This window comes from Cellulosimicrobium cellulans, assembly GCF_006539945.1.
In the GTDB taxonomy this organism is placed as follows: domain Bacteria; phylum Actinomycetota; class Actinomycetes; order Actinomycetales; family Cellulomonadaceae; genus Cellulosimicrobium; species Cellulosimicrobium cellulans.
In genome coordinates this window covers 175,319-200,074 of record NZ_BJNZ01000003.1, presented here as the reverse complement: position 1 = coordinate 200,074, position 24,756 = coordinate 175,319, and the positions used below count along the sequence as shown (strand labels likewise).

General features: G+C 76.4%; 19 protein-coding genes and 1 pseudogene. 8 read left to right on the top strand and 12 right to left on the bottom strand.

The window, feature by feature from the left end:
* Positions 1–22: 22 nt before the first annotated feature.
* Together CCE02nite_RS03780 and CCE02nite_RS03775 are read right to left on the bottom strand one after the other, a co-directional pair.
* Entirely contained in the window at positions 23–1,798 is a 1,776-nt protein-coding gene (locus CCE02nite_RS03780; RefSeq protein WP_141388301.1) for a siderophore-interacting protein, read from the bottom strand.
* Positions 1,798–2,841, bottom strand: coding sequence for an ABC transporter substrate-binding protein (locus CCE02nite_RS03775; protein WP_141388299.1), 1,044 nt, complete (start codon positions 2,839–2,841; stop codon positions 1,798–1,800). The genes CCE02nite_RS03780 and CCE02nite_RS03775 overlap by 1 nt, the downstream gene beginning before the upstream one ends.
* A gap of 171 nt (positions 2,842–3,012) precedes the next feature.
* On the opposite strand from CCE02nite_RS03775, the gene CCE02nite_RS03770 reads away from it, so the two are divergent.
* Positions 3,013–3,798 (top strand): helix-turn-helix domain-containing protein, encoded by a 786-nt coding sequence (locus CCE02nite_RS03770; RefSeq protein WP_141388297.1) that lies wholly within the window; start codon positions 3,013–3,015, stop codon positions 3,796–3,798.
* A 1-nt stretch (position 3,799) separates the two neighbouring features.
* On the opposite strand, the gene CCE02nite_RS03765 is transcribed toward CCE02nite_RS03770, so the two are convergent.
* Positions 3,800–4,378, bottom strand: coding sequence for a dihydrofolate reductase family protein (locus tag CCE02nite_RS03765; RefSeq protein ID WP_141388295.1), 579 nt, complete (start codon positions 4,376–4,378; stop codon positions 3,800–3,802).
* Between the two features lie 125 nt (positions 4,379–4,503).
* On the opposite strand from CCE02nite_RS03765, the gene CCE02nite_RS03760 reads away from it, so the two are divergent.
* Positions 4,504–5,229: a nucleoside/nucleotide kinase family protein gene (locus CCE02nite_RS03760; RefSeq protein ID WP_141388293.1), complete on the top strand. Its 726-nt coding sequence runs from the start codon at positions 4,504–4,506 to the stop codon at positions 5,227–5,229.
* Here the strand turns inward: CCE02nite_RS03760 and CCE02nite_RS03755 are convergent.
* The 5 genes from CCE02nite_RS03755 to CCE02nite_RS03735 all read right to left on the bottom strand — a co-directional run bounded on the left by CCE02nite_RS03755 (position 5,205) and on the right by CCE02nite_RS03735 (position 11,924).
* Positions 5,205–6,344: an endonuclease/exonuclease/phosphatase family protein gene (locus tag CCE02nite_RS03755; RefSeq protein WP_141388291.1), complete on the bottom strand. Its 1,140-nt coding sequence runs from the start codon at positions 6,342–6,344 to the stop codon at positions 5,205–5,207. The two genes, CCE02nite_RS03760 and CCE02nite_RS03755, sit on opposite strands and share 25 nt — an antisense overlap.
* Positions 6,345–6,550: 206 nt before the next feature.
* Positions 6,551–7,024, bottom strand: coding sequence for an HNH endonuclease (locus CCE02nite_RS03750; RefSeq protein ID WP_024839729.1), 474 nt, complete (start codon positions 7,022–7,024; stop codon positions 6,551–6,553).
* A gap of 299 nt (positions 7,025–7,323) precedes the next feature.
* The gene (locus CCE02nite_RS03745) at positions 7,324–8,658 is read right to left on the bottom strand and encodes a low temperature requirement protein A (protein WP_141388289.1); all 1,335 of its coding nucleotides are present in this window, start codon (positions 8,656–8,658) and stop codon (positions 7,324–7,326) included.
* A complete protein-coding gene (locus CCE02nite_RS21155; protein WP_304363322.1) occupies positions 8,655–10,196 on the bottom strand; it encodes an ATP-binding protein in 1,542 nt (513 codons plus the stop codon). Before CCE02nite_RS21155 ends, CCE02nite_RS03745 begins: the two co-directional genes overlap by 4 nt.
* 51 nt (positions 10,197–10,247) lie before the next feature.
* On the bottom strand, positions 10,248–11,924 hold the full coding sequence (locus CCE02nite_RS03735; RefSeq protein WP_141388287.1) for an NAD(P)/FAD-dependent oxidoreductase: 1,677 nt from the start codon (positions 11,922–11,924) through the stop codon (positions 10,248–10,250).
* A 184-nt stretch (positions 11,925–12,108) separates the two neighbouring features.
* Between CCE02nite_RS03735 and CCE02nite_RS03730 the strand changes: the two genes are divergently transcribed.
* From CCE02nite_RS03730 to CCE02nite_RS03710, 5 genes are read left to right on the top strand one after another with little or no spacing between them, the layout of a single operon-like run.
* Positions 12,109–13,674: a pyridoxal phosphate-dependent decarboxylase family protein gene (locus CCE02nite_RS03730; RefSeq protein WP_141388285.1), complete on the top strand. Its 1,566-nt coding sequence runs from the start codon at positions 12,109–12,111 to the stop codon at positions 13,672–13,674.
* Positions 13,671–15,143: a lysine N(6)-hydroxylase/L-ornithine N(5)-oxygenase family protein gene (locus CCE02nite_RS03725; protein WP_141388283.1), complete on the top strand. Its 1,473-nt coding sequence runs from the start codon at positions 13,671–13,673 to the stop codon at positions 15,141–15,143. The genes CCE02nite_RS03730 and CCE02nite_RS03725 overlap by 4 nt, the downstream gene beginning before the upstream one ends.
* Entirely contained in the window at positions 15,140–17,614 is a 2,475-nt protein-coding gene (locus CCE02nite_RS03720) for a GNAT family N-acetyltransferase (protein WP_141388281.1), read from the top strand. Before CCE02nite_RS03725 ends, CCE02nite_RS03720 begins: the two co-directional genes overlap by 4 nt.
* A gap of 1 nt (position 17,615) precedes the next feature.
* Positions 17,616–19,886 carry a penicillin acylase family protein gene (locus tag CCE02nite_RS03715; protein ID WP_255318616.1) on the top strand — a complete coding sequence of 757 codons (2,271 nt, stop codon included), beginning with the start codon at positions 17,616–17,618 and terminating at the stop codon, positions 19,884–19,886.
* Positions 19,883–20,587, top strand: a complete 705-nt coding sequence (locus CCE02nite_RS03710) for a GNAT family N-acetyltransferase (RefSeq protein WP_141388279.1) — start codon at positions 19,883–19,885, stop codon at positions 20,585–20,587. The genes CCE02nite_RS03715 and CCE02nite_RS03710 overlap by 4 nt, the downstream gene beginning before the upstream one ends.
* A gap of 20 nt (positions 20,588–20,607) precedes the next feature.
* Here the strand turns inward: CCE02nite_RS03710 and CCE02nite_RS03705 are convergent, their stop codons facing one another.
* The 4 genes and pseudogenes from CCE02nite_RS03705 to CCE02nite_RS03690 all read right to left on the bottom strand — a co-directional run bounded on the left by CCE02nite_RS03705 (position 20,608) and on the right by CCE02nite_RS03690 (position 23,800).
* Entirely contained in the window at positions 20,608–20,970 is a 363-nt protein-coding gene (locus CCE02nite_RS03705) for an ACT domain-containing protein (protein WP_141388277.1), read from the bottom strand.
* A gap of 63 nt (positions 20,971–21,033) precedes the next feature.
* Positions 21,034–22,200: pseudogene (locus CCE02nite_RS03700) on the bottom strand (NAD(P)/FAD-dependent oxidoreductase); the annotation flags it as partial.
* On the bottom strand, positions 22,122–22,667 hold the full coding sequence (locus CCE02nite_RS03695; RefSeq protein WP_141388273.1) for an isoprenylcysteine carboxyl methyltransferase family protein: 546 nt from the start codon (positions 22,665–22,667) through the stop codon (positions 22,122–22,124). The gene CCE02nite_RS03695 and the pseudogene CCE02nite_RS03700, both read right to left, overlap by 79 nt.
* Positions 22,664–23,800, bottom strand: coding sequence for a type III polyketide synthase (locus CCE02nite_RS03690; protein WP_141388271.1), 1,137 nt, complete (start codon positions 23,798–23,800; stop codon positions 22,664–22,666). The genes CCE02nite_RS03695 and CCE02nite_RS03690 overlap by 4 nt, the downstream gene beginning before the upstream one ends.
* A 97-nt stretch (positions 23,801–23,897) precedes the next feature.
* On the opposite strand from CCE02nite_RS03690, the gene CCE02nite_RS03685 reads away from it, so the two are divergent.
* Positions 23,898–24,752, top strand: coding sequence for a UbiA family prenyltransferase (locus CCE02nite_RS03685; protein ID WP_141388269.1), 855 nt, complete (start codon positions 23,898–23,900; stop codon positions 24,750–24,752).
* Positions 24,753–24,756: the final 4 nt, after the last annotated feature.

Below are 24,756 nucleotides of genomic sequence, written 5' to 3'. Positions count from 1 at the left end.
CCGGGCGGAGGGGCGAGCGCGGCTATACGTCCTCGGCCGTGAGCTCGACGCGCTCGACGCCCCAGCCGAGCGGCTCGTGCCGTGCGACGTGCCAGCCCGCGCGCTCCGCGAGCCGGGCGACGTCGTCGGGCGTGCGCGGCGCGGTGCCGGTCGTCGCCAGCGAGAGCAGCGCGTGCTCGTGCGCGTGCGGGCTGAGCCCGTCGGGCGTGAAGTCCTCGACGAGGACCGCGTGCGGCGCGGCCGCGCGCATCGCGACGAGGAGGTCGACGACCTCGTCGTCGGTGCGGTGGCCGGTCCCGAGCGCGCTCACGGCGACGTCGGTCGCGGGCCACGTCTCGGCCGTGGAGTGCGTCGTGCCCGCTCCGGCCTGCTCGCGCAGAACCCCGAGCGGGACCGCGTCCTCGACGAGCGTCGTCGAGCGCTCGCCCGGGACCTCGGCGAGCAGGTCCGCGACGACGAGCGCGCCGGGACCGCCGAGCGCGACGGACCGTGCGTCCGCCCATACCGGCCACGTGCCCAGGCCGGTGAGCACGTACGGCAGCACGTCGGCGCCTTCGACGACCTCCGCGGCGCGCACGGCGTCCGCCGCTACCTCGGCGCGCAGCGTCCGCCCGCGCGAGCGCGACCACGCCGGGACCCGGTCGCGCAGCGCGGGGGCGAGCGCGGCGAGCGCCAGGACGGCGTCCGCCTCGAGCCCTTCGTACTCCTCGCGCTCGTGCTCGTCGTCGAGGAGGTCCTCGCCCGCGTCGCCCAGGGCGACCTTGTCGCCGTCGAGCGTGACGACGCCCGACGCCGCGAGCACGCCCACCAGGGCCCGCACCGCGCCCGGCGTGACGCGCGCGGCCTCGGCGAGGGTCGCGACGTCGCGGGGCCCCACGCTGAGCTCGTCGAGCAGGCCGAGCTGCAGAGCGGCGCGCGTCGCGAACCAGGGCACGGGCGACGGGACCCCCGTGGGCTGCGGCTCCGCCTCGGCCGCGGGCTCCTCGGCCGGCGCCGAGGCGGGCGCCGGCTCGACGTGCCAGTAACCCGTGACGTCGACGTGCGTGCGCGGGACGGTGCGCTCGCGCGTCAGGTAGCGCCGCACGGGCAGGAGCGCACGGCTCTCGCTCGCCGCCCACGCGTAGACCTGGCCCGGCCACCACTCCAGAGCGCGCACGGCCTCGTCGAGCGCGACGCGGTCACCCTCCGGCGCGACGACCCACCGCACGGTGTCGCCCTCGCGCAGCGCGAGGTCCTGCCGGGCCGACTCGGCGCCGATCGTCACGACGACCTGCACGGGCACGTCGACCGGTCGCTCGTCGAGGAAGCGCCCGATCGCGGGCAGCGCCGTCTCGTCGCCCGCGAGCAGGGCCCAGTCGACGCCGTCGGGCCAGACGGTCGAGGCCTTGGGCCCGACGAACCACAGCTCGCTGCCCGGGCGCGCCGCCTGGGCCCACGCCGCGGCGGGACCGTCGCCGTGCAGCACGAGGTCGAGGTCGAGCTCGCCCGCCGCCGCGTCCCAGCGACGCGGCGTGTAGTCGCGACCCTGCCGGTTCGGCGCGGGCGGCCAGTCGATGCCGTGCGCGCGCTGCACCGGCAGCGCGGACGCGACGTCGCCGTCGGACGCGAGCACGATCTTCACGTGGTCGTCGAACCACGGCGCGTCGAACGCGGGCATCGGCAGGCCGTCGCGCTCGAAGGCCCCGAGCTCGGGCCCGACGAGCGTCACCCGGCGCATGCGGGGCGTCACGTCGACGACGCGCGCGACCTCGACGCGCCGCAGCACCAGCGGGTGCGTGCGCAGGCGGTGCTGGGCCATCAGGAGAACTGCTCCTCGACGACGTCGAGCAGGGCCATGGCCTCGTGGTAGTCCCCCCGGATCGTCCACGTGGGCAGCTCGTGGGCCGTGCCGGCGGCGAACGACGGCAGGCCCGCGTACACCGGGTCGGCGGCGAGGGCGTCGAAGTCGATCTCCGCGCCGTTGAACCCGATGACGAACACGTTCGGCGCCGTGACCACGGACGTCACCTGCTCCGCCGAGACCTCGAACATGTCGCCCCCGGGCGTGTACGGCTCGGCGCCGGTCTGCTCCTGGATCGGCTGGATCGCGAAGCCGAGCTCGGCGAACGTGTTCGGCAGCGCCTCGCCCTCGATGAGCGCGAACGTCTTGCCCTCCGACGTCAGCGCGAGGAACGCCGTCTCGCCCTCGGGGACGGTGATCGCGTCCGCGACCTCGGCGACGCGGGCGTCGTACCCGGCGGCGAGCTCGTCGTACGTCGCGGCGTCGTCGAACACGTCCTGGGCGAGGAACGCGAACTGTTCCTGCCAGGTCGTGTAGGTGCCGCTCACGAGGACGGTCGGGGCGATCTGGCTCAGGCCGTCGTAGACGTCGGTGGCCTGCTTGAGCGGGAAGCCCCAGCCGCCGCCCACGATGAGGTCGGGCTCGAGCGCGAGGATCGCCTCGAGGTTGTAGCCGTCGGCGCTCCACTCGATGAGCTCGGTGCCGTCGGCCTCGGCCTCCTCGGCCCAGAACGTGGAGAACGCCGGGTCCGGGTCGTCGGTCACCTCGGGGACCGTGGCGAGCACCGGCACGTCGAGCGCGTAGAGGTACCCGGCGAGGGCGTGGTTGAGCACGACGACGCGCTGCGGGTCGGTGGGGACGGTGACGTCGCCCTGGTCGGTCGTCACGACCCGCTCGGCGGCGGTCTCGGCGGCGGTCGTGCCGGGTTCCGCGGACGGCTCGGCGCCCGCGTCCGACGGCGTCGTGTCGGCGGAGCAGCCCGCCAGCACGAGCGTCGCGGCGGCGACGAGCGCGCTCAGCGCGGCGAGGGGACGGCGGGCGGGGCGACGTGACGACAGCATGGAACCTCACACTCGGCAGCAGGGACGCGGGGGCCGCACGGCGTACCGGGGCGCTCCTCGCGAGGTTAGGCTAACCACACCTGGCGGACGAACCGCGTCCGAACATGACACGACCCGTCCCGAACACGACACGGCGACCTGGACCCGCGAGCCCGGGGGAGAGGAGGGCGCATGACGCCGACCGCGCTGGGCGCCGTCGTCCCCGAGCACTCCGTCCGCTTCCTCGGGCACGACTCCCACGCCCACGACGAGCCGCACCTGGTCCACGTCGTCGCCGGCACCGCGGAGCTCGTCGTCGAGGGTGCGCGGCTGACCCTGCGGACGCACGAGAACCTCTGGCTCGCCCCGCGCGTCCCGCACGCGATGCGCCTCCCGGGCGACTCGATGGCGCTCGGCCCCGTGCTCTCGCCCGGGGTCGAGCCGCCGACGCGCGTCCACCGCCTCGGCGTCGTGCCCGCGCTCACCACCGTGCTCACGGCGGTCCTGTGCGCGGCCCCGGCGACGCCCGAGCAGGTCGCACCCTTCCGCGCCGCGCTCGAGGACGTCCTGCGAGGGCTCGCGGGCGACTACTTCGTCCTGCGGCTGCCCGTGCACCCCGTCGCGCGGGCCGTGGCGGAGGAGGCACGCAGGGGCGTCGCGACGCTCGACGAGCTCGCCGACCGGCGCCGCGCCAGCGCACGGCACGTCCAGCGCCTCTTCGTCGAGGAGACCGGGCTCGCGTTCGGACGCTGGCGCACGCGCGCCCACCTCAACGTCGCCGTCGCCCGGCTGCGCGGCGGGTCGCACCTCGACGCCGCGGCCCACGCCGCAGGCTACGCCTCGCGCGCCGGCCTGCTGCGCGCGCTGAGCCGGGAGACCGGGCTGCCGGTCGCCGACCTCGCGCGGGACCCGGTCGCGGCGCTCGCGGCCCGCCCGTCCGAGGGAGCGCGGGACGGGCTCGTGCCGGCGAGCGCGTGAGCTACGCCTGCCCGGCCGTCGGACCCGCCGTCCGGACGACCCGGTAGCGCAGCGCGGTCCGCGCGCCGAGCTCGTCGACCCTCATCTTCTCCAGCGCCGCGGGCGCCTCGCCGTCGAACAGTCGGACCCCGCCGCCGAGGAGGACCGGCATGACCTCCACCGCGAGCTCGTCGACGAGCCCGGCAGCCCAGAGCTGGCGGAAGACGTCGGCCCCACCGATGAAGGTCACGTCGCGCTCGCCCGCGGCGTCGCGGGCCTGCCGGACCGCCGACTCGACGCCGTCGGTGACGAACGTGACCCACAGCCGCTCGTTGCGCTTCGGCACGACCGGAGGCGCCGTGTGAGTGACGACGAAGATCGGCACCTGGAACTCGTAGCCGTCCGCGTAGCCGTCGGGGTCCGGTGCCATGTCGTACGTGCGCCGGCCCATGAGGACGGCGCCGGTCCGCTCCTGGAGCTCCCGCAGGTACGCGCTGCTCGTCAGCTCCTCGAAGTCCGCGTACAGCGCCTCGATGCTCCCCTCGGCGTCCTGGACGTAGCCGTCCAGCGACACCGCTGCTCCTGCGACCACCGTGGCCATGCCGTCCTCCTGGGTTCGTGGTCCTGCGTCCGAGATCCTGGGTCGTGGGGTGAGACCCGACCCACGCCGTCGACTCATCGGTCGCGGCGCCGACCCGCGAGCCGTGGGCACGAGACACTGGGTGCATGACCGTCGAGAGGGGTGCCGTGGATCTCTTGCCCGGAACCGCGCAGCCGTCCGCCGAGGTCGCGGACCCGGGCGCGCTCCTCGCGCGCGTCCGCGCGCTCCGCGAGCGGTCGGGCGGCGGGCGCGTCGTCGTCGGGATCGCGGGCAGCCCCGGCGCGGGCAAGACGACGCTCGCGACCCGGCTCGTGGAGGCGATCGGACCCGAGGCGGTGCACCTGCCGATGGACGGGTTCCACCTCGCGAACGCGACGCTCGACCGGCTCGACCGTCACGACCGCAAGGGCGCGCTCGACACGTTCGACGGTGACGGCTTCGTCGCCCTGCTGCGCCGCGTGCGCGAGGAGCAGGACCGGACCGTGTACGCGCCGTCGTTCCACCGCGAGGTGGACGAGCCCGTGGCCGGGGAGATCGCCGTCGAGCCGTCGCACGCGGTCGTCGTGGTCGAGGGGAACTATCTCTTGGTGGCGGAGGCACCGTGGGACGGGGTGCGCGACCTGCTCGACGAGGCGTGGTTCTGCAGCGGCGACGGCGCGGAGCGCGAGCGCCGGCTCGTCGACCGGCACACGCGCCACGGGCGCTCGGTCGAGGCCGCGACCGCCTGGGCGCACGAGGTCGACGGGCGCAACGCGCTCCTCGTGGAGTCGACCCGCTCGCGCGCCGACGTCGTCGTGTCCGGCGCGATCCCGTTCGACGCCGTGCCTCAGGCGAGGTCCACGTCGGCGTAGAGGGCGGCGTGGTCGGAGGCGGCGTGCGTCGCCGACGTCATCGTGTCGTAGTGGGGGAACAACGTCCCCTTCGAGCCGCCCCAGACGCCCATGCGGAACACCGACCCGCCGACGGTGCGGTCGAACAGCGCGGGGGACAGCAGCACGTAGTCGATCTTCTGGCTCGCGGTCCCGTTGCCGTACGTGCCGGGCCTCCCGTCGCCGCGGAACGCGGGGTGCTCGCTCACGTCGCGCAGGTCGGTCCGCTCGAGCAGCGGTCGCAGCGGGGTCGACCCGGGCGTGTCGTTGAGGTCGCCCACGACCACGACGTGCTCCTCGCCGCGGGCGCGCAGCGCGGCGTAGATCGCGGCGGTGCGGGTCGCCTGGCGGCGCCGGGTCGCGTCGGACTCGGCCTGCGTGCCGTAGCCCTTGGACTTGAAGTGGTTGACCAGCACGGTGAGCGTGCCGCCGCCGGGCAGCTCGACGACGTACTCCGGGCAGTCGCGCCCGAACACCAGGCGCCCGCGCGAGTCGCGGTCGTCGACGTGCGAGCGCACGGCCCCGATCCGGTACGGGCGGGTCGTGAGCAGCCCGACGTCGATCCCGCGGTCGTCGTTGCCGTCGATGACCATGACGTGGGGGTAGACCGGGCGACCGGCGCGCGTGACGACGCCCGCGTCCGTGAAGTGCTTGAGCGCGACCCGGCTCTCCGCCTCGACGACGGCCAGCACGTCGGCGTCGACGTCGGCGACGACACGGGCGGTGTGCGCCATGGCGAGCTCGTCGACCCGGTCCTTGACCAGGTCGACCCAGCCGACCCAGTCGCCGCGCCCGGTGGCGACGACCTCCGTGCGCGCGGTGCCCGCCGCCTGGGAACCGGTGCGCCGCACGAGCCGGCCGCGTACCTGGCGCAGCACCGCGAGCGCCGCCGAGTCGGAGCGCAGCAGGCCCAGGGTCTCCAGGTGCTGCAGGATCTCCGCCCGCACGTCCGGGCCGTACTGCTCCTCGGCGATGAGCGCGTTGACCTGGGCGTGCGCGGCCAGCACCGCGTTGCCGCCGGTGAGGGGGCCCGCCATCGCGCGCGGGCGCTCGAACAGGTTCTCGACGTTGAACGTCCCGATCCGGAACCTCGCCATCGTGGTCTCCCTCGCGCGGTCCGGGACCCGAGGTGGGTGCGAGACGCGGACCGGCTCTACCGGGAGGGAGGGCGCACCACCCGGTCCCGGACGGGCGACGGCGTCGCGCCCCCAGGACGCGGGGCGCGGGCGTGGGAAGCCCGGCCGGTGTCACCGCCACCGGCCGGGCGGCCTGGGACCGACCGGGAGACCGGTCGGGGGACCCGTCAGCGTCTGCGCGGGGCGGGCGCCGACGGGTAGATGTCGCGGAACGCGGGCTCGAACGGGCGTCTGAGCAGCCGCAGACCCGCCTGCTCGGGGGTGCGGCCGCCCTTGGCGGCGTTGCACGGCTCGCACGCGGCGACGGCGTTGAGCCACGTCGTCGTCCCGCCCTGGCAGCGCGGGACCACGTGGTCCATGGTCGTCGCGGTCCCGCCGCAGTACGCGCAGCGGTACCGGTCGCGGCGCAGCAGCGCCGCGCGCGAGTACGGCACGCGCCCCTGGCGCTCGTACACCCACCGCGCGTGCACGTACCGCACGAGCGCGACCGAGCGCGGCCGCTGGTAGGGGCCGAACGTCTCGCCCTCGACGGCCTCGAGCACCTCGGCGACGCGCCGGTGCAGCATGCGGATCGCGTGGCGCAACGACACGCGGCCGAGCTCCTGGCTGCCGCCGAGGTTGTAGATGACCACCTCGCTCATCGTCGCGCCTCCTGTCGTGTCGGTGGCCGTGGCGGCCGTGGCGACCCGTGACCTGGGGTGTGACGACGAGAGCCGCCCCAGGACGGTGCCCCAGGACGGCTCGACAGGTGGACGACGTGCGTCGTCTACCTGAGGAGCGCCCTTCGGGACGGGTCGGTGGGCCACTGGTGCAGCACGCGGGTCCACCTCTCCTTCACCGGTCGTCGTGGTCGAGCGTCCGGGCGGGTTCGACCGGACGCCACGAGGCTATGCCCGCGATCGTCCGACGTCCACGATTTTGCCCGGGCAGGTCGCCGGCGTCAGGTGCCCGCCCCGGCCGGCGTGCGCGCCGCGCGGGCCCGGCCCGCGAGGGCGAGCTGCACGAGCAGCGCACCCGACAGCACCCAGACCAGGCCTGCGGCCGAGATCGTCCCGCCCGCGAGCCACGCGACCGCACCGGCGACCACGACCGGGACGGCGAGCAGGACGGCGGTGCGCGCGTCGCGCAGCGCGGCGTGCACCCCGGCGGACACGAGCCCGTGCACGGCGAACGCCCCGACGAGCAGCGCGAGCTCGCCGGGGTCGAGGGCACGCGCCGGGTGGCCCAGGACGCCGCCGAGCGCGCCCGCGAGCGTCGCGAGCGCCCCCGTGGTCACCAGGTGCAGGAACCATGCCGACCGCGGCGGCACGCCGGCCGGGCGCAGGAGCGCGACGCCCGCGTAGCCCGACCGCACGGTCAGCGCCCACAGGGCCACGAGCAGCGTGAACGCCCCGGCACCCGCCACGAGGAGCGTCCGGTCCCACTCGGCCTCGCTCGCGGCGTCGATCGCCTGGATGAGGCCCTCGCCGAGCACGATGATGACGAACAGGCCGAGCCGTTCGCCGAGGTGCGGGACGTCGCTCACGGCCGCGTCGACCGTCGTCGGCACGTCGGGACCCCGTACGCCCGCCACGTCCTCGCCACCGCGCCGTCCGCCGCGGCCGCGCTCCTCGTGCGGACGCCCCTCGGGCCCGTGCCCCGCGCGTCCCCGGGCGGCGCTCCCCGGCCGGTCGCGTCGGCCACCGCGTCCGCGACCCCGGCGCTCGCGGACCTCGTCGAGACGCTCCTGGGCTCGCTCCACGAGGCGCTCGCCCGAGAGCGTGAGGAGCAGGAGGAGGTCGATCGCGAGGCCGACGGCCCACAGCGTGTACCGGGTCTGCCCGTCGAACCACCACGACACGATCCACGGCACGACGCCGGTCAGCGCCTGCACCACGGGCAGGTCGACGACGACGGTCGTGCGGCGCCAGGGTCGCGCGGCGACGAGGCGGCCCACCACGTACGCGACGGCGAACGCCTGCGCGTGCTCGTCGTGGATGCCGGGCACGGCGGCGATCATCACGGCGAGCGCGGCCATCCCGGTGAGGATCGGCAGCGCCCGGGCGTCCTCGCCCGCGACGTTACCGTACGTGGTGAAGCACGCCCACACGAGCCAGAACGCCGTGTACGCGACGACGTACAGGGCGAGCCCGCCGCCGTCGTGGTCCTCCTGGAGCAGGTGCGCGAGCATCCCGATGCCCGCGACGACGACGAGGTCGAAGAAGAGCTCGAGCCACGACGCGTGGCGCTCCTCGCCGACGGGCGACGTCCCCGCGGCGGGGGCGGGCGTGGTCATCGTGCGGCGTCGCCGTCCGCCCCCGGGGTGGCCGCGGGTTGCGACGGCGCGGGCTCCAGCGGGAGGTGCACGACGAACCGTGTGTCCCCGGGCACGGACGTCACCGTGAGGTCGCCGTGGTGCTTGTTGACGACGATCCGCCACGAGATGTCGAGGCCCAGCCCGGTGCCCTGCCCGACCGGCTTGGTCGTGAAGAAGGGTTCGAAGATCCGGGGGCGTACGTCGTCGGGGATGCCGGGGCCGGTGTCGGCGATCTCGACCTCGGCGCGGTCGTCGGCGCGGCGGGTCGTGACGGTGAGCGTGCCGGACCCGCCCATCGCCTGCGTGGCGTTCTCGACGAGGTTCGTCCAGACCTGGTTGAGCTCGGCCGCGTAGACGGGCACGGGCGGCAGGGTCGTGTCGTAGCGGCGCACGACCTCGACGCCCGCGAGCGCGTGGTCGAGCATCGTCAGCGTGGAGTCGAGCAGCTCGTGCAGGTCCACGGGACGGTAGGGCGCCCGGTCGAGCTGGGAGTACTGGCGCGCGGCCCCGACGAGCGTGGAGATCCGCACGGTGGCGTCCTCGATCTCGGCCATGAGCTGCTCGGTCTCGATCGTGTAGGCGAGCCAGCTCACCGCGCCGGTGAGCGCCCCGGCGTCGACGCGCTCGGCGACGCGGTCGAGCCACGGCTCGTCGATGCCGGCCTGGACGAGCGCGGGCGACACGCGCCAGCCCTCGGGCAGGCCGTGGTCGTCGAGCCAGTCGGTGAGGCGGTCCTCCAGGTCGGACGTCTCCAGGGCGCCGACGGCGTCCGCGGTGCGCGTGTCCGCATAGCGCTCGAGCGCGTCCTCCTGGAGCCGGATGAGCTCCGCGAGCGTGGCGCGGTCGTAGGGCCCGTCGGCGATGAGCGCGAGCTTGTGCCGCATCGCGGCGACGCGCTCGCGCAGGGTCCCGGTCGCGCGCACCGCGGCGGCCGCGGGGTTGTTGAGCTCGTGCGTCAGGCCGGCGGACAGCGACCCGAGGGCGAGGAGGCGCTCGCGCTGCCCGACGAGCTGCTGCGCGTCGCGCGTGCCCCAGAACATGCCCTCGAGCAGGTGCACGGCCATGGGGAACCACTCGGTCATGAGCTTGGCGAAGTCGTGCGCCTCGAGCACGAAGAAGCGCGACGGTTCCAGCGCGCGCGCCGAGTGCAGGTACGTCTGGGGCAGGCGGTCGCCGAGGTAGGCGTTCCACGCGCCCAGGTAGACGCCGACCTGGCGCGTGCGCGAGACCTCGACCTCGTCCTCGCCGACGCGCCGGTAGAGCGCGACGCCGCCGTCGAGCATGACGTAGAACGCCTCGGCGGGCGTGCCCTCGTGGAACATCCAGCCTGCGTCGTGGCGCTCGACGTGGCCGGTCGCGCACAGCCACGCGAGCTGGTCGTCGGTGAGGTGCTCGAACAGGAACGTCGCGCGCAGCTCGTCGACGTCGCACGGCAGCCACCCGCGGGCGGCGGGGGTGGAGCCGGGGGGAGTGCTCGCGGCGGGCGGGGTCGTGGTGGGGTCCTCGGTGCTGGTCACGGTGTCGCCTCCGGGGTTCGGGTCGGGGCTGTGTCGCGCGGGACGGGACGGTCAGAGCTGTTCGAGGTAGCGGTGCACGAGCATGACGGCCATGGCGCCCTCGCCCACGGCGGACGCGACGCGCTTGGCGGACTCCGAGCGCACGTCGCCGGCGGCGAACACGCCGGGCACGGACGTCTCGAGGTGGTAGGGCGGGCGGTCGAGCGTCCACCCGGCGGGCAGGGCGCCGTCGCGCAGGAGGTCGGGCCCGGCGAGGACGTACCCGCGCGGGTCGCGCGCGACGACGCCGTCGAGCCAGTCGGTGCGGGGCGCGGCGCCGATGAACACGAACGCCCACCCGCACTCGACGCGCGCGGTCTCGCCGGTGTCCACGTCGTGCAGCTCGAGGTGCTCCAGGTGGTCGTCGCCCGACGCCGAGACGACCTCGGTGCGGGTCAGGACGCGCACGCGCGGGTGCGCCTCGACCTGCTCGACGAGGTAGGACGACATGGACCGGGCGAGGGAGTCGCCGCGCACGACGAGCGTGACCCGCCTCGCCTCGCGCGCCAGGTACAGGGCCGCCTGACCGGCGGAGTTGGCGCCGCCGACGACGTACACCTCCTGGTCGTGGCACGCCGTGGCCTCGGTGAGCGCCGACCCGTAGAACACGCCGCGCCCGACGAGGTCGCCGAGCCCGGGGCCGTCGAGCAGCCGGTAGGACACGCCCGAGGCGAGGATGACGGTGTGGGCGTCGATCGACGTGCCGTCCGGGAACCGCACGCTGCGCGCCGGGCCGTCGACGTCGAGCTCGACCGCGTCGCGCGTCGTGACGATCTCCGCCCCGAACCGCACCGCCTGGCGTCGGGCGCGCTCGGCGAGCTGCGCGCCCGAGATCCCGTCGGGGAAGCCGAGGTAGTTGTCGATGCGCGAGCTCTGCCCGGCCTGCCCGCCCGTGGCCGTGCGCTCGACGAGCACCGTCCGCAGTCCCTCGGACGCCCCGTAGAGCGCGGCGCTCAGGCCGGCGGGGCCTCCGCCCACGACGACGAGGTCGTAGAAGTCGGCCGTCGGCCGCGTGGCGAGCCCGACGCGCTCGGCGAGCGTCGCGTCGTCGGGCGCGACGAGCGCCTCGCCCTCCGGCGTCACCACGAGGGGGAGGGCCTCGCCGTCGGTCTGGGCCGCGGTGAGCAGACGCGCACCCTCCGCGGACTCCGAGGGGTACCAGCGGTAGGGGACGCGGTTGCGCGCGAGGAACTCGCGCACCTGTGACGAGCGCGCCGACCACCGGTGCCCGACGACGACCGTCTCGGCCGGGCGGCGCCGGTCCGTGGCGGACCACGCCTCGAGCTGGGCGTCCACGACGGGGTAGAGCTTCTCCTCGGGCGGGTCCCACGGCTTGAGCAGGTAGTAGTCGAGGTCGACGACGTTGATCGCCTCGATCGCGGCCTCGGTGTCCGCGTAGGCGGTGAGCAGGACGCGCCGGGCGGCGGGGAAGAGGTCCATCGCCTGCTCGAGGAGCTCGACGCCGGTCATGCCGGGCATGCGGTGGTCGGCGAGCACGACGGCGACGTCCTCGCCCCGCAGCGCGAGCTCGCGCAGCGCGTCGAGCGTCTCGGCACCCGACTCCGCGCGCACGATGCGGTACCGGTCGCCGTAGCGGCGCCGCAGGTCGCGCGCGACCGCGCGCGAGACCCCGGGGTCGTCGTCCACGGTGACGATGGCGGGGCGGGTCGTCGCGACGGTCGGTTCCACACGGCCTCCTCGGGCGTCACGGACGGGCGAGTGCCATCCTCCCGCCGCGGTGCCCTCGCGTCCACGGCGGCGTGGCGCAGGTCACTCTTGACGACCGCCGTCGCTGCGCTAGGTTAGGCAAGGCAAACCTCAGGTTGCCCCGCTGCGATCCGTGGCGGTCCTCTCCCCGTACTTGGAGCCTCGCATGCTCTCAGCACGATCCGTCGCGCCCGCGCACGGTACCTCGACGGTCGCGGCCCTGCTCACGGGCGCGACCGCGGGCGACTACGCGAGCACCCTGCACGCCGTCGTCGACGACGTGGCGGCGCGCGCGGCCGCGGTTACTCAGCCCTGGTCGGGCGCGAGCCGCGCCCACCTCGCCGCGCTCGTCGACGCGGTCGACCTCGACGCCCCGGGCCTCGGCACCGACGCCGCGCTCCGCGAGGCCGCCGACCTCTACGCGACCCACGCCGTGTGGTTCCACGACCCCGCGTACGCCGCCCACCTCAACTGCCCGGTCGCGCTGCCCGCCGTCGGCGCCGAGGCCATGCTCGCGGCGATCAACACGTCCGTCGACACGTTCGACCAGTCGACGGTGGCGACCCTCATGGAGCGCCGCGTCGTCGCGTGGACCGCGCGCCGGATCGGGTACGCCGCGGGCGACGGGGTGCTCACCTCCGGGGGCACGCAGTCCAACCTGCACGCGCTCTTCCTCGCCCGGGAACGCGCCGTCGAGCGCGCGGCCCGCGCGGGCGGACCCGGGCGGTCGGCCGTGCTGCCCCGCCTGCGCGTCCTCGCGGCCGCGTCGAGCCACTTCAGCGTGGCCCGCTCGGCCCTGCTGCTCGGCCTGGCCGACGACGCCGTGGTCCACGTCGCGGCCGACGCCGACGGCCGCCTCGACCCCGCGGCGCTCGCGGCGGCGGTCGGCGCGGTGCGCGCGGCGGGCGACCTCGTCATGGCGGTCGTCGCGACCGCGGGCACGACCGACCGCGGCTGCGTGGACCCCCTCGCGGCGGTCGCGGACGTGTGCGACGCGACGGACGTGTGGCTGCACGTCGACGCCGCGTACGGCTGCGGGCTGCTCGTGTCCCCGACGCGCCGGAACCTGCTCGACGGGATCGAGCGGTCGCGGTCGGTGACCGTCGACTACCACAAGGCGTTCTTCCAGCCCGTGTCCGCGAGCGCGCTCGTCGTGCGCGACCGCGCCGACCTGGAGCGCGTCGCGCACCACGCGGACTACCTCAACCCGCGCGAGAACGCCGAGCCCAACCAGGTCGACGTGTCGCTCCAGACGACCCGGCGCTTCGACGCGCTCAAGCTCTGGGCGACGCTGCGCGCGCTCGGCCCGGACGGGGTCGGCGCGATGGTCGACGCGGTGTGCGACCTCGCCGCGGCGGTGCACGCCGATCTCGCGGGCGACCCCGACCTGCGCGTGCTCGGGCGCACCGACCTCTCCACGGTCCTGTTCCGCTACGAGCCGCCGGGCCTGGCCGCGGAGCACGCCGACCGGCTCGTGCCGCTCGTGCGGCGCGTGCTCTTCGAGTCCGGGCGCGCGGTCGTCGCCAAGACCGTGCTCGACGGCGTCCCGTGCCTCAAGCTCACGCTCCTCAACCCGACGGTCACCCTCGCCGACGTGCGCCACGTGCTCGACCTCGTGCGCACGACCGCGCAGGCGCTCGTCGAGCGCGACGCGCTGCTGGGAGACGAGGACGACTCGCACGCCGCGGACCTCGTGGCCTCGCTCGCGACCGCCGGGGCGGTGGCCCGATGAGCGCCACGACCGTGGGCCACGATGCGGCGAACCACGACCCGGCCTGCGTGCGCGACGTCGTCGGCGTAGGCATCGGGCCGTTCAACCTCGGCCTCGCCGCGCTGTCCGCGCCGCTCGACGACGTCGACGCCGTCTTCCTCGACGCCGCGCCGGAGTTCCGCTGGCACCCCGGCATGATGATCGAGGGCGCGACGATCCAGGTCCCGTTCCTCGCCGACCTCGTCACCATGGCGGACCCCACGTCGCCGTACTCGTTCCTCGCGTTCCTCAAGGCCACGGGCCGGCTGTACCCGTTCTACATCCGCGAGTCGTTCTACCCGCTGCGCGCCGAGTACGACGCCTACTGCCGCTGGGTCGCCGGACGCCTGGACTCGCTGCGCTGGTCGCGGCGCGTCGTCGCCGTCGAGCACGACCCGGCCGCCGACGCGTTCGTCGTGCGGGCCGAGGTCCTCGACGCGGACGGCGCCGTCACCGGCGCCGAGGAGCACCGCGGCCGGCACCTCGTGCTCGGCGTCGGCACCGCGCCGGTGCTGCCGCCCGCGCTGCGGGCGCTCGCGGACGAGGTCGCGCGCGGCGAGCACCCGGGCGCCGGGCCCCTCGTGCACAGCGCGCAGTACCTGCCGCACCGCGACGCGCTCGCCGCCTCCGGGTCGGTCACCGTCGTCGGCAGCGGCCAGTCGGCCGCCGAGGTGTACCGCGACCTGCTCGACGGCGTGCACGGCGACGCGCGCGGCGCCGGGTACCGGCTGGACTGGGTGACGCGCTCGCCGCGCTTCTTCCCCATGGAGTACGCCAAGCTCACGCTCGAGATGACGTCGCCGGAGTACACCGACCACTTCCACGCGCTGCCGCTCGAGCTGCGCCAGCTCCTCGGGCGCGAGCAGCGCGGCCTGTACAAGGGGATCAGCGGCGACCTCGTGGACGAGATCTACGACGCCCTGTACCGGCTGAGCCTCGACCGGGCCGTGCCGACGACGCTGCTCACGGACACCGAGGTCGTGGCCGCGCGCTACGAGCCGGCGGCCGGTGAGGCGGGGGAGTACGTGCTGCGCCTGCGCCACGCCCAGCTCGGGCGCGAGGTCGAGCGCCGCACGCGCGCGCTCGTCGCCGCGACGGGGTACGCCGCGGCGGTCCCCGCGTTCCTCGACCCCGTGCGCCACCTGCTCCGGTTCGACGAGCTCGGGCGCTTCGACGTCGCGCGCGACTACACGGTCGACGACGCGCGCCGTGTGCACGTGCTCAACGGCGAGGAGCACACGCACGGCATCACCGCCCCGGACCTGGGCTTCGCGGCGTGGCGCAACGCCGTCGTGCTGCGGACCGTCACGGGACGCGAGGTCTACCCGGTCGAGGAACGCATCGCGTTCCAGACGTTCGGCCTGCCCGACGACGCGCCGACCTCTCCCGCCCCGCCCGGCGCCGCGGCTCCCGTCGCCGTGGGCGAGCGCGCCGGAGGGGAGACCCGATGAGCACGGTCACGACCACGTCGTCGTCCGCAGGCCCGACGGTCCGCCTCACTCGTGTCCCCGTCCCGGGCCCCGCGTTCGCCGTGCGGGTCCGGCTCGGCGCCGGACGTGCGGACGTCTCGTTCGCGCCCGTCGACCCCGGGCGCGACGCCGTGCTCGCGCAGGGCTGGCTCGCCGACCCCCGGTCGGCGTTCTGGGGGATGGGTCACCTCGACGTGGCCGGGGTGCGCGCCTACCTCGAGGAGATGGCCGCCGACCCGCACCAGGACGCGTGGCTCGGCCGCGTCGACGGCGAGCCCGCGTTCCTCGTCGAGACGTACGACCCGGCGCGCGTCACGCTCGCCGGCGTCCCCGCCGCCGTCGCCCTGCTGGAGCCGGGCGACATCGGGATGCACCTGCTCGTCGCGCCGCCCGCGGGCGCCGCGCGCAGCGGGTTCACGTCCGCGGTGATGGGCGCCGTCGTGCGGTTCTGCCTCGACCCCGCCGGGCGCGGGGGGCGGCGCGTCGTCGTCGAGCCGGACGTGCGCAACGCCGCGATCGCGGCGAAGAACGCCGCCGCAGGGTTCCGCGTGCTGCGCGAGCTCGAGCTGCCGGGCAAGACGGCGCACCTCGCGGTCGCGACCCGCGCCGACCTCGACGCGAGCCCGCTGGGCGACGGCGTCGACCTCGCCCCGCACCTGCGGCCCGACCTGGCCGACCGCGCCCACCGCCACCTCGTCGCCAAGGCGATCGCCGAGCTCACGCACGAGCGCCTGCTCGCGCCGCGCGCCGAGGTCGCGCCGGTCGAGGCGAACGGCCCCGGCGAGTACGTGCTGCCCGTCGGGGGCGGCGCCGTCGAGTACCGCTTCGTCGCGCGCCGCTACGCGCTGGAGCACTGGGTGCTCGACGAGGCGTCGATCCGGCGCACCGCCGTGGCCCCGGGGCCGTCCGGGCAGGGGCGCGCGCCGCGCGACCTGCCCGTGGACGCGCTCGACCTCGTGGTCGAGCTGCAGCCCGACCTGAACATCCCCGACGACCTGCTCGCCACCTACCTCGAGGAGGTGTCCTCGACGCTCGCGAGCGCGACCGCCAAGACCGAGCGGTACGAGCGCACCGGCGGCCCGAGCGCCGTCGACCTGCTCGGCGCCTCCTTCCAGGAGGTCGAGGCAGCCATGACCGAGGGTCACCCGGGGTTCGTCGCGAACAACGGGCGCATCGGGTTCGGCCTCGCGGAGTACCGGGCGTACGCGCCCGAGAACGGCGGGCGCGTGCGCCTCGTGTGGCTCGCCGCACGACGCGAGCACACGCACCTCGCGCTCGGCGCCGGGCTCGACGAGGCGTCGCACTACGCGGGCGAGCTGTCCGACGACGAGCGCGCCGCGTTCGCGGACCGGCTCGTCGCGCGCGGCCTCGACCCGGCCGACTACCTCTACCTGCCGGTGCACCCGTGGCAGTGGGAGCACCGCGTGCCGATCACGTTCGCCGCCGACGTCGCGCGCGGCGACCTCGTGCCGGTCGGCCAGGGTGCCGACGAGTACCAGCCGCAGCAGTCGATCCGGACGCTGTTCAACCTCACCCGGCCCGGCCGCCACTACGTCAAGGTCGCGCTCGCGATCCAGAACATGGGGTTCCTGCGGGGACTGTCGCCCGCCTACATGCGCGACACCCCGGCGATCAACGACTGGGTGGCCGACCTCGTCGCCGCCGACCCGGAGCTCGGCGGCGGCGGCTTCACCGTGCTGCGCGAGCTCGCCTCGATCGGGTACACCGGCGACGTCTACCACCGCACCGCGACCCCGTCGGCGCACCGCAAGATGCTCGCGGCACTGTGGCGCGAGAGCCCCGTGCCGCGCACCGCGCCCGGGGAGCGCCTGGCCACCATGGCCTCGCTCCTGCACCGCGACCCCGACGGCGCCGCCCACGCGACCGCGCTCGTGCGCGCCTCCGGGCTCGACCCCGCCGACTGGGTGCGCGCGTACCTCGACGCCTACCTGCGGCCCGTGGCCCACGCCCTGCTCGCGCACGACCTCGCGTTCATGCCGCACGGGGAGAACCTCATCCTCGTCCTGCGCGACCACGTCGTCGTCCGCGCGGTCATGAAGGACGTCGGCGAGGAGATCGCCGTCCTCGGGGACGCCCCGCTCCCGCCCGGGGTCGAGCGCGTGCGCGCCGTCGTCGACGACGAGGAGAAGGCGCTCGCGGTCTTCACCGACGTGTACGACGGCGTCCTGCGCCACCTCGCGGCGATCCTCGCCGGGGACGGGGTGCTGCCCGAGGGCCGGTTCTGGGGTCTCGTCGCCGAGTGCCTCGACGCGCACCGTGCCGACCACCCCGACCTGCGCAGCGGCGTCGACCTGCGGGCCCCACGGTTCGCGCACTCGTGCCTCAACCGGCTCCAGCTGCGCAACACGCTCCAGATGGTCGACCTCGCCGACCAGTCCGCGTCCCTCCTGTACGCGGGGACGCTCGCCAACCCCGCCGCGCGGGACGCCTGACGTGGGCACCCCGAGGCTGCCGGGCGTCCCGCCCGACGGGTTCGCCGTGCACCGCGACGCCTGGGGCGTGCCGCACGTGCGCGCCGCGGACGAGCTCGCGCTCGCGCGCGGCCAGGGGTACGTCACGGCGCTCGACCGCGGCTGGCAGATCGAGGTCGACCGCTGGCGCGCCGAGGGGCGACTCGCCGAGCGCCTCGGCGAGCCCGGCCTGGTGTGGGACCGGTTCGCCCACCGCGTGCGCCTCGCCGACACCGCGCGCCGCGTCTATGCGGCGCTCGCGGACGACGACCGCGCCTGGGTCGACGCCTACACCGCCGGCGTGAACGAGGGCCTGGAGCGCGGGCGCGACGTCCCCGAGCTGCACGCCCTCGCCGACCCCGCGTGGCCCGGCGGCGGCGACCTGCCGCCGCACGAGCCGTGGCCCGCGTGGGCGCCGCTGGGCGTGTTCCTCGTCGCGCACGTGCTCTTCTCCGGCTTCCCGCACGTGCTCTGGCGCGACCACGTCGCCCGCACGCTCGGGTCCGCCGTCGCGCGGTCGCGGCCCGACGTGCCGCTCGCCGAGGTCCTCGACCTGCTCGCCGTCGACGGCGGCCCCGGCTCGGGGTCGAACGCGTGGGCGCTCGCGGGCGCGCGCACCCGTAGCGGGGCGCCGCTGCTCGCAGGCGACCCGCACCGGCTGCTGGAGCTTCCTGGGGTCTACCAGCAGGTGCGGCTCGCGTGCGACGACTACGACGTCGTCGGCCTCGCGTTCCCGGGCGTCCCCGGGCTGCCGCACTTCGGTCACGCCGGTGCCGCGGCGTGGGGCGTGACGAACGCGATGGCGCACCACGTCGACGTGATCGCCGAGAGCCTGCGCCGGACGGACGACGGCGGGGTGGAGGCGCTGGGCCCGGACGGGCCGGAGCCCGCGGACGTCGTCGTCGCGACGGTGCGCGTGCGCGCCGCGGGCGGGCCCGTGGAGCACCGCGTGGAGACGGTCGAGACGGCGCGCGGCGTCGTCGTGACCGGCGGACCGGACGAGCCCGACCGCACGTTCGCGGTCCGGTTGCCCGCACGGGTCGACGCCGACCTCGGCGTCGCGGCGTGGCGGCGGCTGCTGCGCGCCCGCTCGGCGCGCGACGTCACGGACGCGTTCGCGACGTGGGTCGACCCGGTGGACCGCGTCCTCGCGGCGGACCGGGACACGGTGCTGTCGGTCACCGCCGGCCGCGTGCCGCACCGGGACGTGGCCGAGCGCGCCCTGCCGCTGCCCGCGTGGTCTGACACCGCGCACGCCCGTCCGTGGGTCGTGCCGCCCGGTCCCGTGGCGGTGGAGGACGTCGCGGTCGACGCGAACGAGCGCCCCGCGCGCCCGGAGACCGACCTCGGCCACACCTACGCACCGCCGCACCGCGCGCGGCGCATCCGCGCGCTGCTCGATGCGGCCGGGGACGACGGGACGGCCGCGGACCAGTCGTGCGTGCACGCGGACATGCTGCTCGGCGGCGCGGACGACCTGCTGCGCTGGCTCGACGAGACCGAGGTCGACGGGGGCGGCGCGCGCGGCACCGGGACCGGCGGGGCCGCGCACCGACGTGACCCTGCGTCGGTGCGCGCTGCCCGTCGCCTGCTGGCGTGGGACCGCCGCATGGACGCGGACGGCGCGGACGCCGCCCTGTTCGCCGCGTGGCGCTCCGCGCTCGCGCGCCGGGTCGCCGCGCACCCGGCGCTCGCACCCCTGCACGCGCCGCACGAGCTCGATCCGGTGCTCGCCCCCTGGCTGTCGGTCACCGCGCGCGTCGCGGACGCGCTGCCGGCGCTGCTCGACGCCGCGTGGCTGGGCATCGACGGGGCGCACGAGGCGTGGTCGGCGCTGGGCGAGGTCGTCGACGGCCGCGGGGGCGCGGCCGACCACGATCGGGCTGACCCGGACCGGGCGGGCGCCGCGCCCGTGTGGGGCGACACCCACCGTGTGCTCGGCCTGCACGTGCTGCTCGACGTGCCGGGTGCGGCGGCGCCGCGCGTGCCGGCGTCGCCGCTCGGCGGCGACACGGACACCGTGCGCTGCACCGCGAGCGTGCCGGGGATCTCCGACGTGTGCGTGCGCGGGTCGGTCGCGCGCTGGGTGTGGGACCTCGGCGACCGGGACGCGAGCCGGTGGGGCGTGCCGTTCGGCGCGAGCGGGGACCCGCGCTCGCCGCACTTCGCGGACCAGCTCGCCGCGTGGGCCGACGCCGAGACCGTGCCCGTCGTGACCGACTGGACCCTGCTGCGCCACGAGGAGACCCGATGACCGCTCCCGCTCCGACGACCGAGCGCGCCCCGGACCCTGGACCCGCCGGGGTGACGGCCGACTCGTCGCCCGTGGACGGCGCCGCCCGGGTCGAGGGGCGGCTGCGGACCGGGGCTCCGGGCGAGCTCCTGCTCGCGCACGAGGCGCCGGGCGGCGGGCGGCTGACGCTGCGCGTGCTCGACCCCGACGCCGACGTGGACGTGCTGCACGACTGGGTGACCCGGCCGTGGGCGCGCTTCTGGGGGCTCGGGGAGCTGTCGCGGACGGAGCTGCGCCACCTTTACGCGTACGTCGGCTCCCTGCCGACGCACCACGCGTTCCTCGTGCGGTGGGACGACACGCCCGTGGCGCTGCTCCAGACGTACGAGCCGGAGCACGACCCGGTCGGCGAGGCGTACGCCGTGCGGCCGGGCGACGTCGGCGCGCACTTCCTGCTCGGGGCGCGCGGCCCCCGGGGCACGGACCTGTGGGGCGCGGTCGGCCCGCTGCTCGTCGCGTTCTGCTTCGCGGACGCGCGCGTGGACCGCGTCGTCGTGGAGCCGGACGCCGCGAACGCGCGCGCCCACGCCCGCATGCGCACGCTCGGCTTCGAGGTTGCAGACTGCGTGCGCGTGGGGGAGAAGGACGCGGTGCTGGCGTTCCTCACCCGCGAGAGGGCGCGCGACCTCCTCGCCGCTGCCGCGGCGGTGACGCGCCACTGACGCACGCCCCGGCGCAGGCCTCAGCGAGGGCCGGCGACGGCGTGCCCGGCGTCGCGCAGCGCGCGCGTGGCCGGGTCGAGGCGCGCCTCGGGCACGAGCACGAGGTCCGCGTGGAAGGTGGACGCGACGAAGACGGGGATGCCCGCCTCGGCGAGCGGGCCGACGACGGACGCGAGCACGCCCGTCGCCTCCAGCCCGTGGGCCGAGCCGTAGAACCCGGCCCACCGCTCGGCCTCGTCGAACGGCGACGCGTGCCGCACGACCGTCAGGCCCTCGGGCGCGCGCACGAGCGCGACCCACTCGTCGTCCTCGGGGAACGTGGCACCGGGGACGTGCCCGAGGAGGAAGCGGTCGGGGACGACGTGCAGGTCGAGCGAGGTCATGGGCGGCACCGTAGCCGCCCGCGCCCACACGGCCGGCGTCGCTCCGTGGCGGACGAGCTGCGGTCAGCGGGCGAGGCGTTCGACGACGGCCCCGTACAGCCACGGGGCGGCGCTCGCGGCGGGCACGATCGCGCCGCGCGCGGGGCTGCCCGCCCAGGCGAGCAGCCCCGTGGTCAGGACGCGGTAGTCGCGCGTCGCGCGGACCCAGGCCCGCTCGTACGCCGCCGCGTCCTCGAGGTGGCGCACGACGGCGTCGGCCTGGGCGAGCCCGACGCGCACGCCCTCGCCGGTGAGCGCGTCGACGTACCCGGACGCGTCGCCGACGAGGCGCACGCGCCCGGCCGTGCGCCGTCGGGCCCGCTGACGCAGCGGCCCGGCCCCGCGGACGCGGCCCAGCACCGGTGCGCCGCGCAGGTGCTGCGCGAGCTCGGGAAAGGCGCCCAGCCCCGTGGCGGTGCCGCTCCCCGGCCCGGAGGCCGCCGCCCGGCTCGCGGGGGTGCGGTGGGTGAGCACGGCGACGCCGACGACGTCGGGACCCACCGGGGTCACGTACGCCTCGGCGTGCGGGGCCCAGTGCACCTCGACGAGGTCGCTCCAGGGCGCGACGGAGTAGTGGGTGCGCAGCCCGAACCGGGCGCGCCCGCGCGGCGTCGCATCGAGGCCGGTGAGGCGCCGGACGGTGGAGTGGAGACCGTCGCAGCCGAGTACCCAGCCGGCGCGCACGACCGAGCGCGCCCTGCCGTCGTCGCGCGCGGCGTCGAGCGCGACCTCCACCCCGCGCTCGTCCTGGCGCAGCGCGCGCAGGGTCGCGTGCTCGATCGTCACGCCCTCGGCGCGGGCTCGTTCGCGCAGCGCGGCGTGCAGCGCGGTGCGCCGCACGCCCCGTCCCGGCCCGGCGGAGAACGGGTGGTCGGCGTGGCGGGTCGCGTCCCGGTAGCTGATGCCCGCGAGCCGGTGCCCGGGCGGGTCGACGCCGAGGTCGAGCACCGCGGCGAGCGCGCCGGGCAGGAGGCCCTCGCCGCACGCCTTGTCGATGACACCCGCGCGACGGTCGACCACGACGACGTCGTGCCCGGCGCGGCGGGCGTGCAGCGCGGCGGCGAGCCCGACGGGCCCGCCGCCGACGACGAGCACGTCGGTGCCCGCGACGGTCACGACGACGCCGGGCGGGGCCTGCCCGCGGTGGCGTGCGCGAGCGCGCGCTCCTCGGCGGGGATGCGGAACCGCGCCAGGAGCACGGCGTTGAGGACGGTGAACGCGAGCGCCGTGACCCAGCACGAGTGCACGAGCGGGAGGGCGAAGCCCTCGACGACGACCGCGACGTAGTTGGGGTGGCGCAGCCACCGGTACGGCCCCCGTGCCACGAGCGGGAGCCCGGGCACGACGATGACGCGCGTGTTCCACCGCGGACCGAGCGTGGCGATGCACCACCAGCGCAGGCCCTGGCTCGCGAGCACGAGGACGAGCATGGGCCAGCCGAGCCAGGGCAGGAACGGCCGGTCGGCGAGCCACGCCTCGGCGACGCACGCGAGCAGGAGCCCGGTGTGCAGGGCGACCATGGCGGGGAAGTGCCCCCGGCCCGACTCCACGCCGCCGCGCGCGAACGACCAACGGGCGTTGCGCGCGGACACGACCAGCTCCGCGAGCCGTTCGACGGCGGTGGCGCCGACGAGCGCGACGTACCAGGCGAGGCTCATCCGCGCGCCCCCGAGCGCGGTGCCCCGCGTCCGTCGAGGCGCAGGAGCACCAGCTCGGTGCTGACCCCGGGGCCGAAGGCCATGAGGACGGCGGGCGTGCCGGACGGCGTGCGGTGGCGCCCGAGCGTCGCGGCGAGCACGTGCAGCACGGACGCGGACGAGAGGTTCCCGACGTCGCGCAGCGAGGCCCGGCTCAGCGCGAGGTCCTCCTCCGCGAGCCCCAGCGCGTCGCGCACGGCGTCCAGGACGCGCGGGCCGCCCGCGTGCACGACCCACGCGCCGACGTCGGCCGGCTCGAGGTCGTGCTCGGCGAGGAGCGCCTTGACGTCCCCGAGCAGGTGCGCGCCGATGAGCTCCGGCAGGCGCGCGGACAGCACGATCTCGAACCCCGTGTCGCCGACGCGCCACCCCAGGTCGCCCGTCGTGCCCGGGTGCAGGTGCGAGCGGGAGTCGACGACGCGCGCGCCCCGCGCCCGCCCGCCGTCGCGCGCGGCCCGCCCGTACGGGCCGGGGCGCCGCGCGAGCGGGTGCTCGTCGCCCACGAGGACGGCCGCCGCCGCACCGTCGCCGAACAGGCCCGACGCGACGAGGTTCGCCGTCGACGGGTCGCCCCGCTGCAGCGTCAGGGAGCACAGCTCGACCGCCACGAGGAGCGCGACGTCGCGCGGCCGTCCGCGCAGCAGGTCGTCCGCCCGGGCGAGGCCCGCCGCGCCCCCGGCGCACCCCCACCCGAACGACGGCGTGCGCCGCACGTCGGTGCGCAGGCCGAGCCGGGCCGCCACGAGGACGTCGAGCGTGGGCGCGCCGACGCCCGTGACGGTCGTCAGGACGACGTGGTCCACCTCGTCGGCCCGCAGCCCCGCGTCGTCGAGGGCGGCCCGGCAGGCGCGCTCCGCGAGGTCGGTGCCGAGCGCGAGGAACGTGTCGTTGGCCGACCCGAACGACAGCCCGCCGTAGTCCTCGACCGGCAGCGCGAGGTGACGGGTCTCGACGCCCGCGTGGGCGTGCAGGCGGCGCGTGAGCGCACGACGCACCGGGTCGTCGGTGAGCAGCTCGCTCGTGACCCGGGAGATCTCGTCCTGGCGGTACGCATGGTCGGGCAGAGAGGTCCCGACGGCGACGACGCGCGACATGCCCGCATCGTCCCACCGGCCCGGTCAGCCCGCGCGGGGGGAGGTGCACCGGCTCCGGCGCCGGGCGCGGGGCCGAACGGCGGGCTAGGTTGCCGCCATGGTGACCGGTCGCCCGCAAGGGCTCGTGCGGGGGCTCGTCGTCGCGAGCCACTTCCCGCCGACCGTGATGGTCACCGCGTTCGCGCTCGCGCTCTCGGCCGGGATCGGCGCGGGCGCCCGGACGACGACGCTCGTCGCGCTCGCCGTCCTCGTGGGGCAGCTCTCGGTCGGGTGGAGCAACGACTGGCTCGACGCGCGGCGCGACCTCGCGGTCGGGCGCGCGGACAAGCCCGTCGTGACTGGTCTCGTCACGCAGGCGGCGCTGCGTGCGGCGGCGCTCGCGGCCCTCGCCGCGTGCGTGGTGCTGTCGCTCGCGACGGGCGTGGTGCCGGGGCTGGTGCACGTCGTCGCGGTCGCGAGCGCGTGGTCGTACAACGCGCTGCTCAAGGCGACGTGGTGGTCGTGGGCCCCGTACGCGCTCTCCTTCGGCCTGCTCGCGGTGTTCGTCGTGCTCGCCGCGCCGGGGGACGGTCGGCCCGCCCCGTGGGCGGTGGGGGCCGCGGCGCTGCTGGGCGTGGGCGCGCACGTCGCGAACACCCTGCCCGACCTCGAGGACGACGCCGCGACCGGGGTGCGCGGCCTGCCGCACCGGCTCGGGCGGCGCGCGAGCAGCGTGCTCGCGCCCGTGCTGCTCGGTGTCGCCTCGGTGCTCGTCGTGCTCGCTCCGCCCGGTGCGCCCGACGCCGCGCGGGGCGCACTGGGCGGGGCCGCCGTCGGGCTCGCGGTCGCCGCCGGGGTCGTGGGCGTGGTGCGACCGCGCAGCCGCGCCCCGTTCGCGCTGTCGATGGCGGTGGCGGGCGTGTGCGTCGTGCTGCTCGTGCTCGCGGCGCCCGCCGTCGTCCTCCCGGGCTGAGCGG

Excerpts from the sequence above, each read along its gene's own strand:
- CCE02nite_RS03775 (WP_141388299.1), bottom strand. The coding sequence starts at position 2,841 with ATGCTGTCGTCACGTCGCCCCGCCCGCCGTCCCCTCGCCGCGCTGAGC.
- CCE02nite_RS03720 (WP_141388281.1), top strand. The coding sequence starts at position 15,140 with ATGAGCACGGTCACGACCACGTCGTCGTCCGCAGGCCCGACGGTCCGC.
- CCE02nite_RS03705 (WP_141388277.1), bottom strand. The coding sequence starts at position 20,970 with ATGACCTCGCTCGACCTGCACGTCGTCCCCGACCGCTTCCTCCTCGGG.
- CCE02nite_RS03780 (WP_141388301.1), bottom strand. The coding sequence starts at position 1,798 with ATGGCCCAGCACCGCCTGCGCACGCACCCGCTGGTGCTGCGGCGCGTC.
- CCE02nite_RS03765 (WP_141388295.1), bottom strand. The coding sequence starts at position 4,378 with ATGGCCACGGTGGTCGCAGGAGCAGCGGTGTCGCTGGACGGCTACGTC.
- CCE02nite_RS03730 (WP_141388285.1), top strand. The coding sequence starts at position 12,109 with ATGCTCTCAGCACGATCCGTCGCGCCCGCGCACGGTACCTCGACGGTC.
- CCE02nite_RS03695 (WP_141388273.1), bottom strand. The coding sequence starts at position 22,667 with ATGAGCCTCGCCTGGTACGTCGCGCTCGTCGGCGCCACCGCCGTCGAA.
- CCE02nite_RS03760 (WP_141388293.1), top strand. The coding sequence starts at position 4,504 with ATGACCGTCGAGAGGGGTGCCGTGGATCTCTTGCCCGGAACCGCGCAG.
- CCE02nite_RS03770 (WP_141388297.1), top strand. The coding sequence starts at position 3,013 with ATGACGCCGACCGCGCTGGGCGCCGTCGTCCCCGAGCACTCCGTCCGC.
- CCE02nite_RS03745 (WP_141388289.1), bottom strand. The coding sequence starts at position 8,658 with ATGACCACGCCCGCCCCCGCCGCGGGGACGTCGCCCGTCGGCGAGGAG.
- CCE02nite_RS03690 (WP_141388271.1), bottom strand. The coding sequence starts at position 23,800 with ATGTCGCGCGTCGTCGCCGTCGGGACCTCTCTGCCCGACCATGCGTAC.
- CCE02nite_RS03750 (WP_024839729.1), bottom strand. The coding sequence starts at position 7,024 with ATGAGCGAGGTGGTCATCTACAACCTCGGCGGCAGCCAGGAGCTCGGC.
- CCE02nite_RS03755 (WP_141388291.1), bottom strand. The coding sequence starts at position 6,344 with ATGGCGAGGTTCCGGATCGGGACGTTCAACGTCGAGAACCTGTTCGAG.
- CCE02nite_RS03710 (WP_141388279.1), top strand. The coding sequence starts at position 19,883 with ATGACCGCTCCCGCTCCGACGACCGAGCGCGCCCCGGACCCTGGACCC.
- CCE02nite_RS03685 (WP_141388269.1), top strand. The coding sequence starts at position 23,898 with ATGGTGACCGGTCGCCCGCAAGGGCTCGTGCGGGGGCTCGTCGTCGCG.
- CCE02nite_RS03725 (WP_141388283.1), top strand. The coding sequence starts at position 13,671 with ATGAGCGCCACGACCGTGGGCCACGATGCGGCGAACCACGACCCGGCC.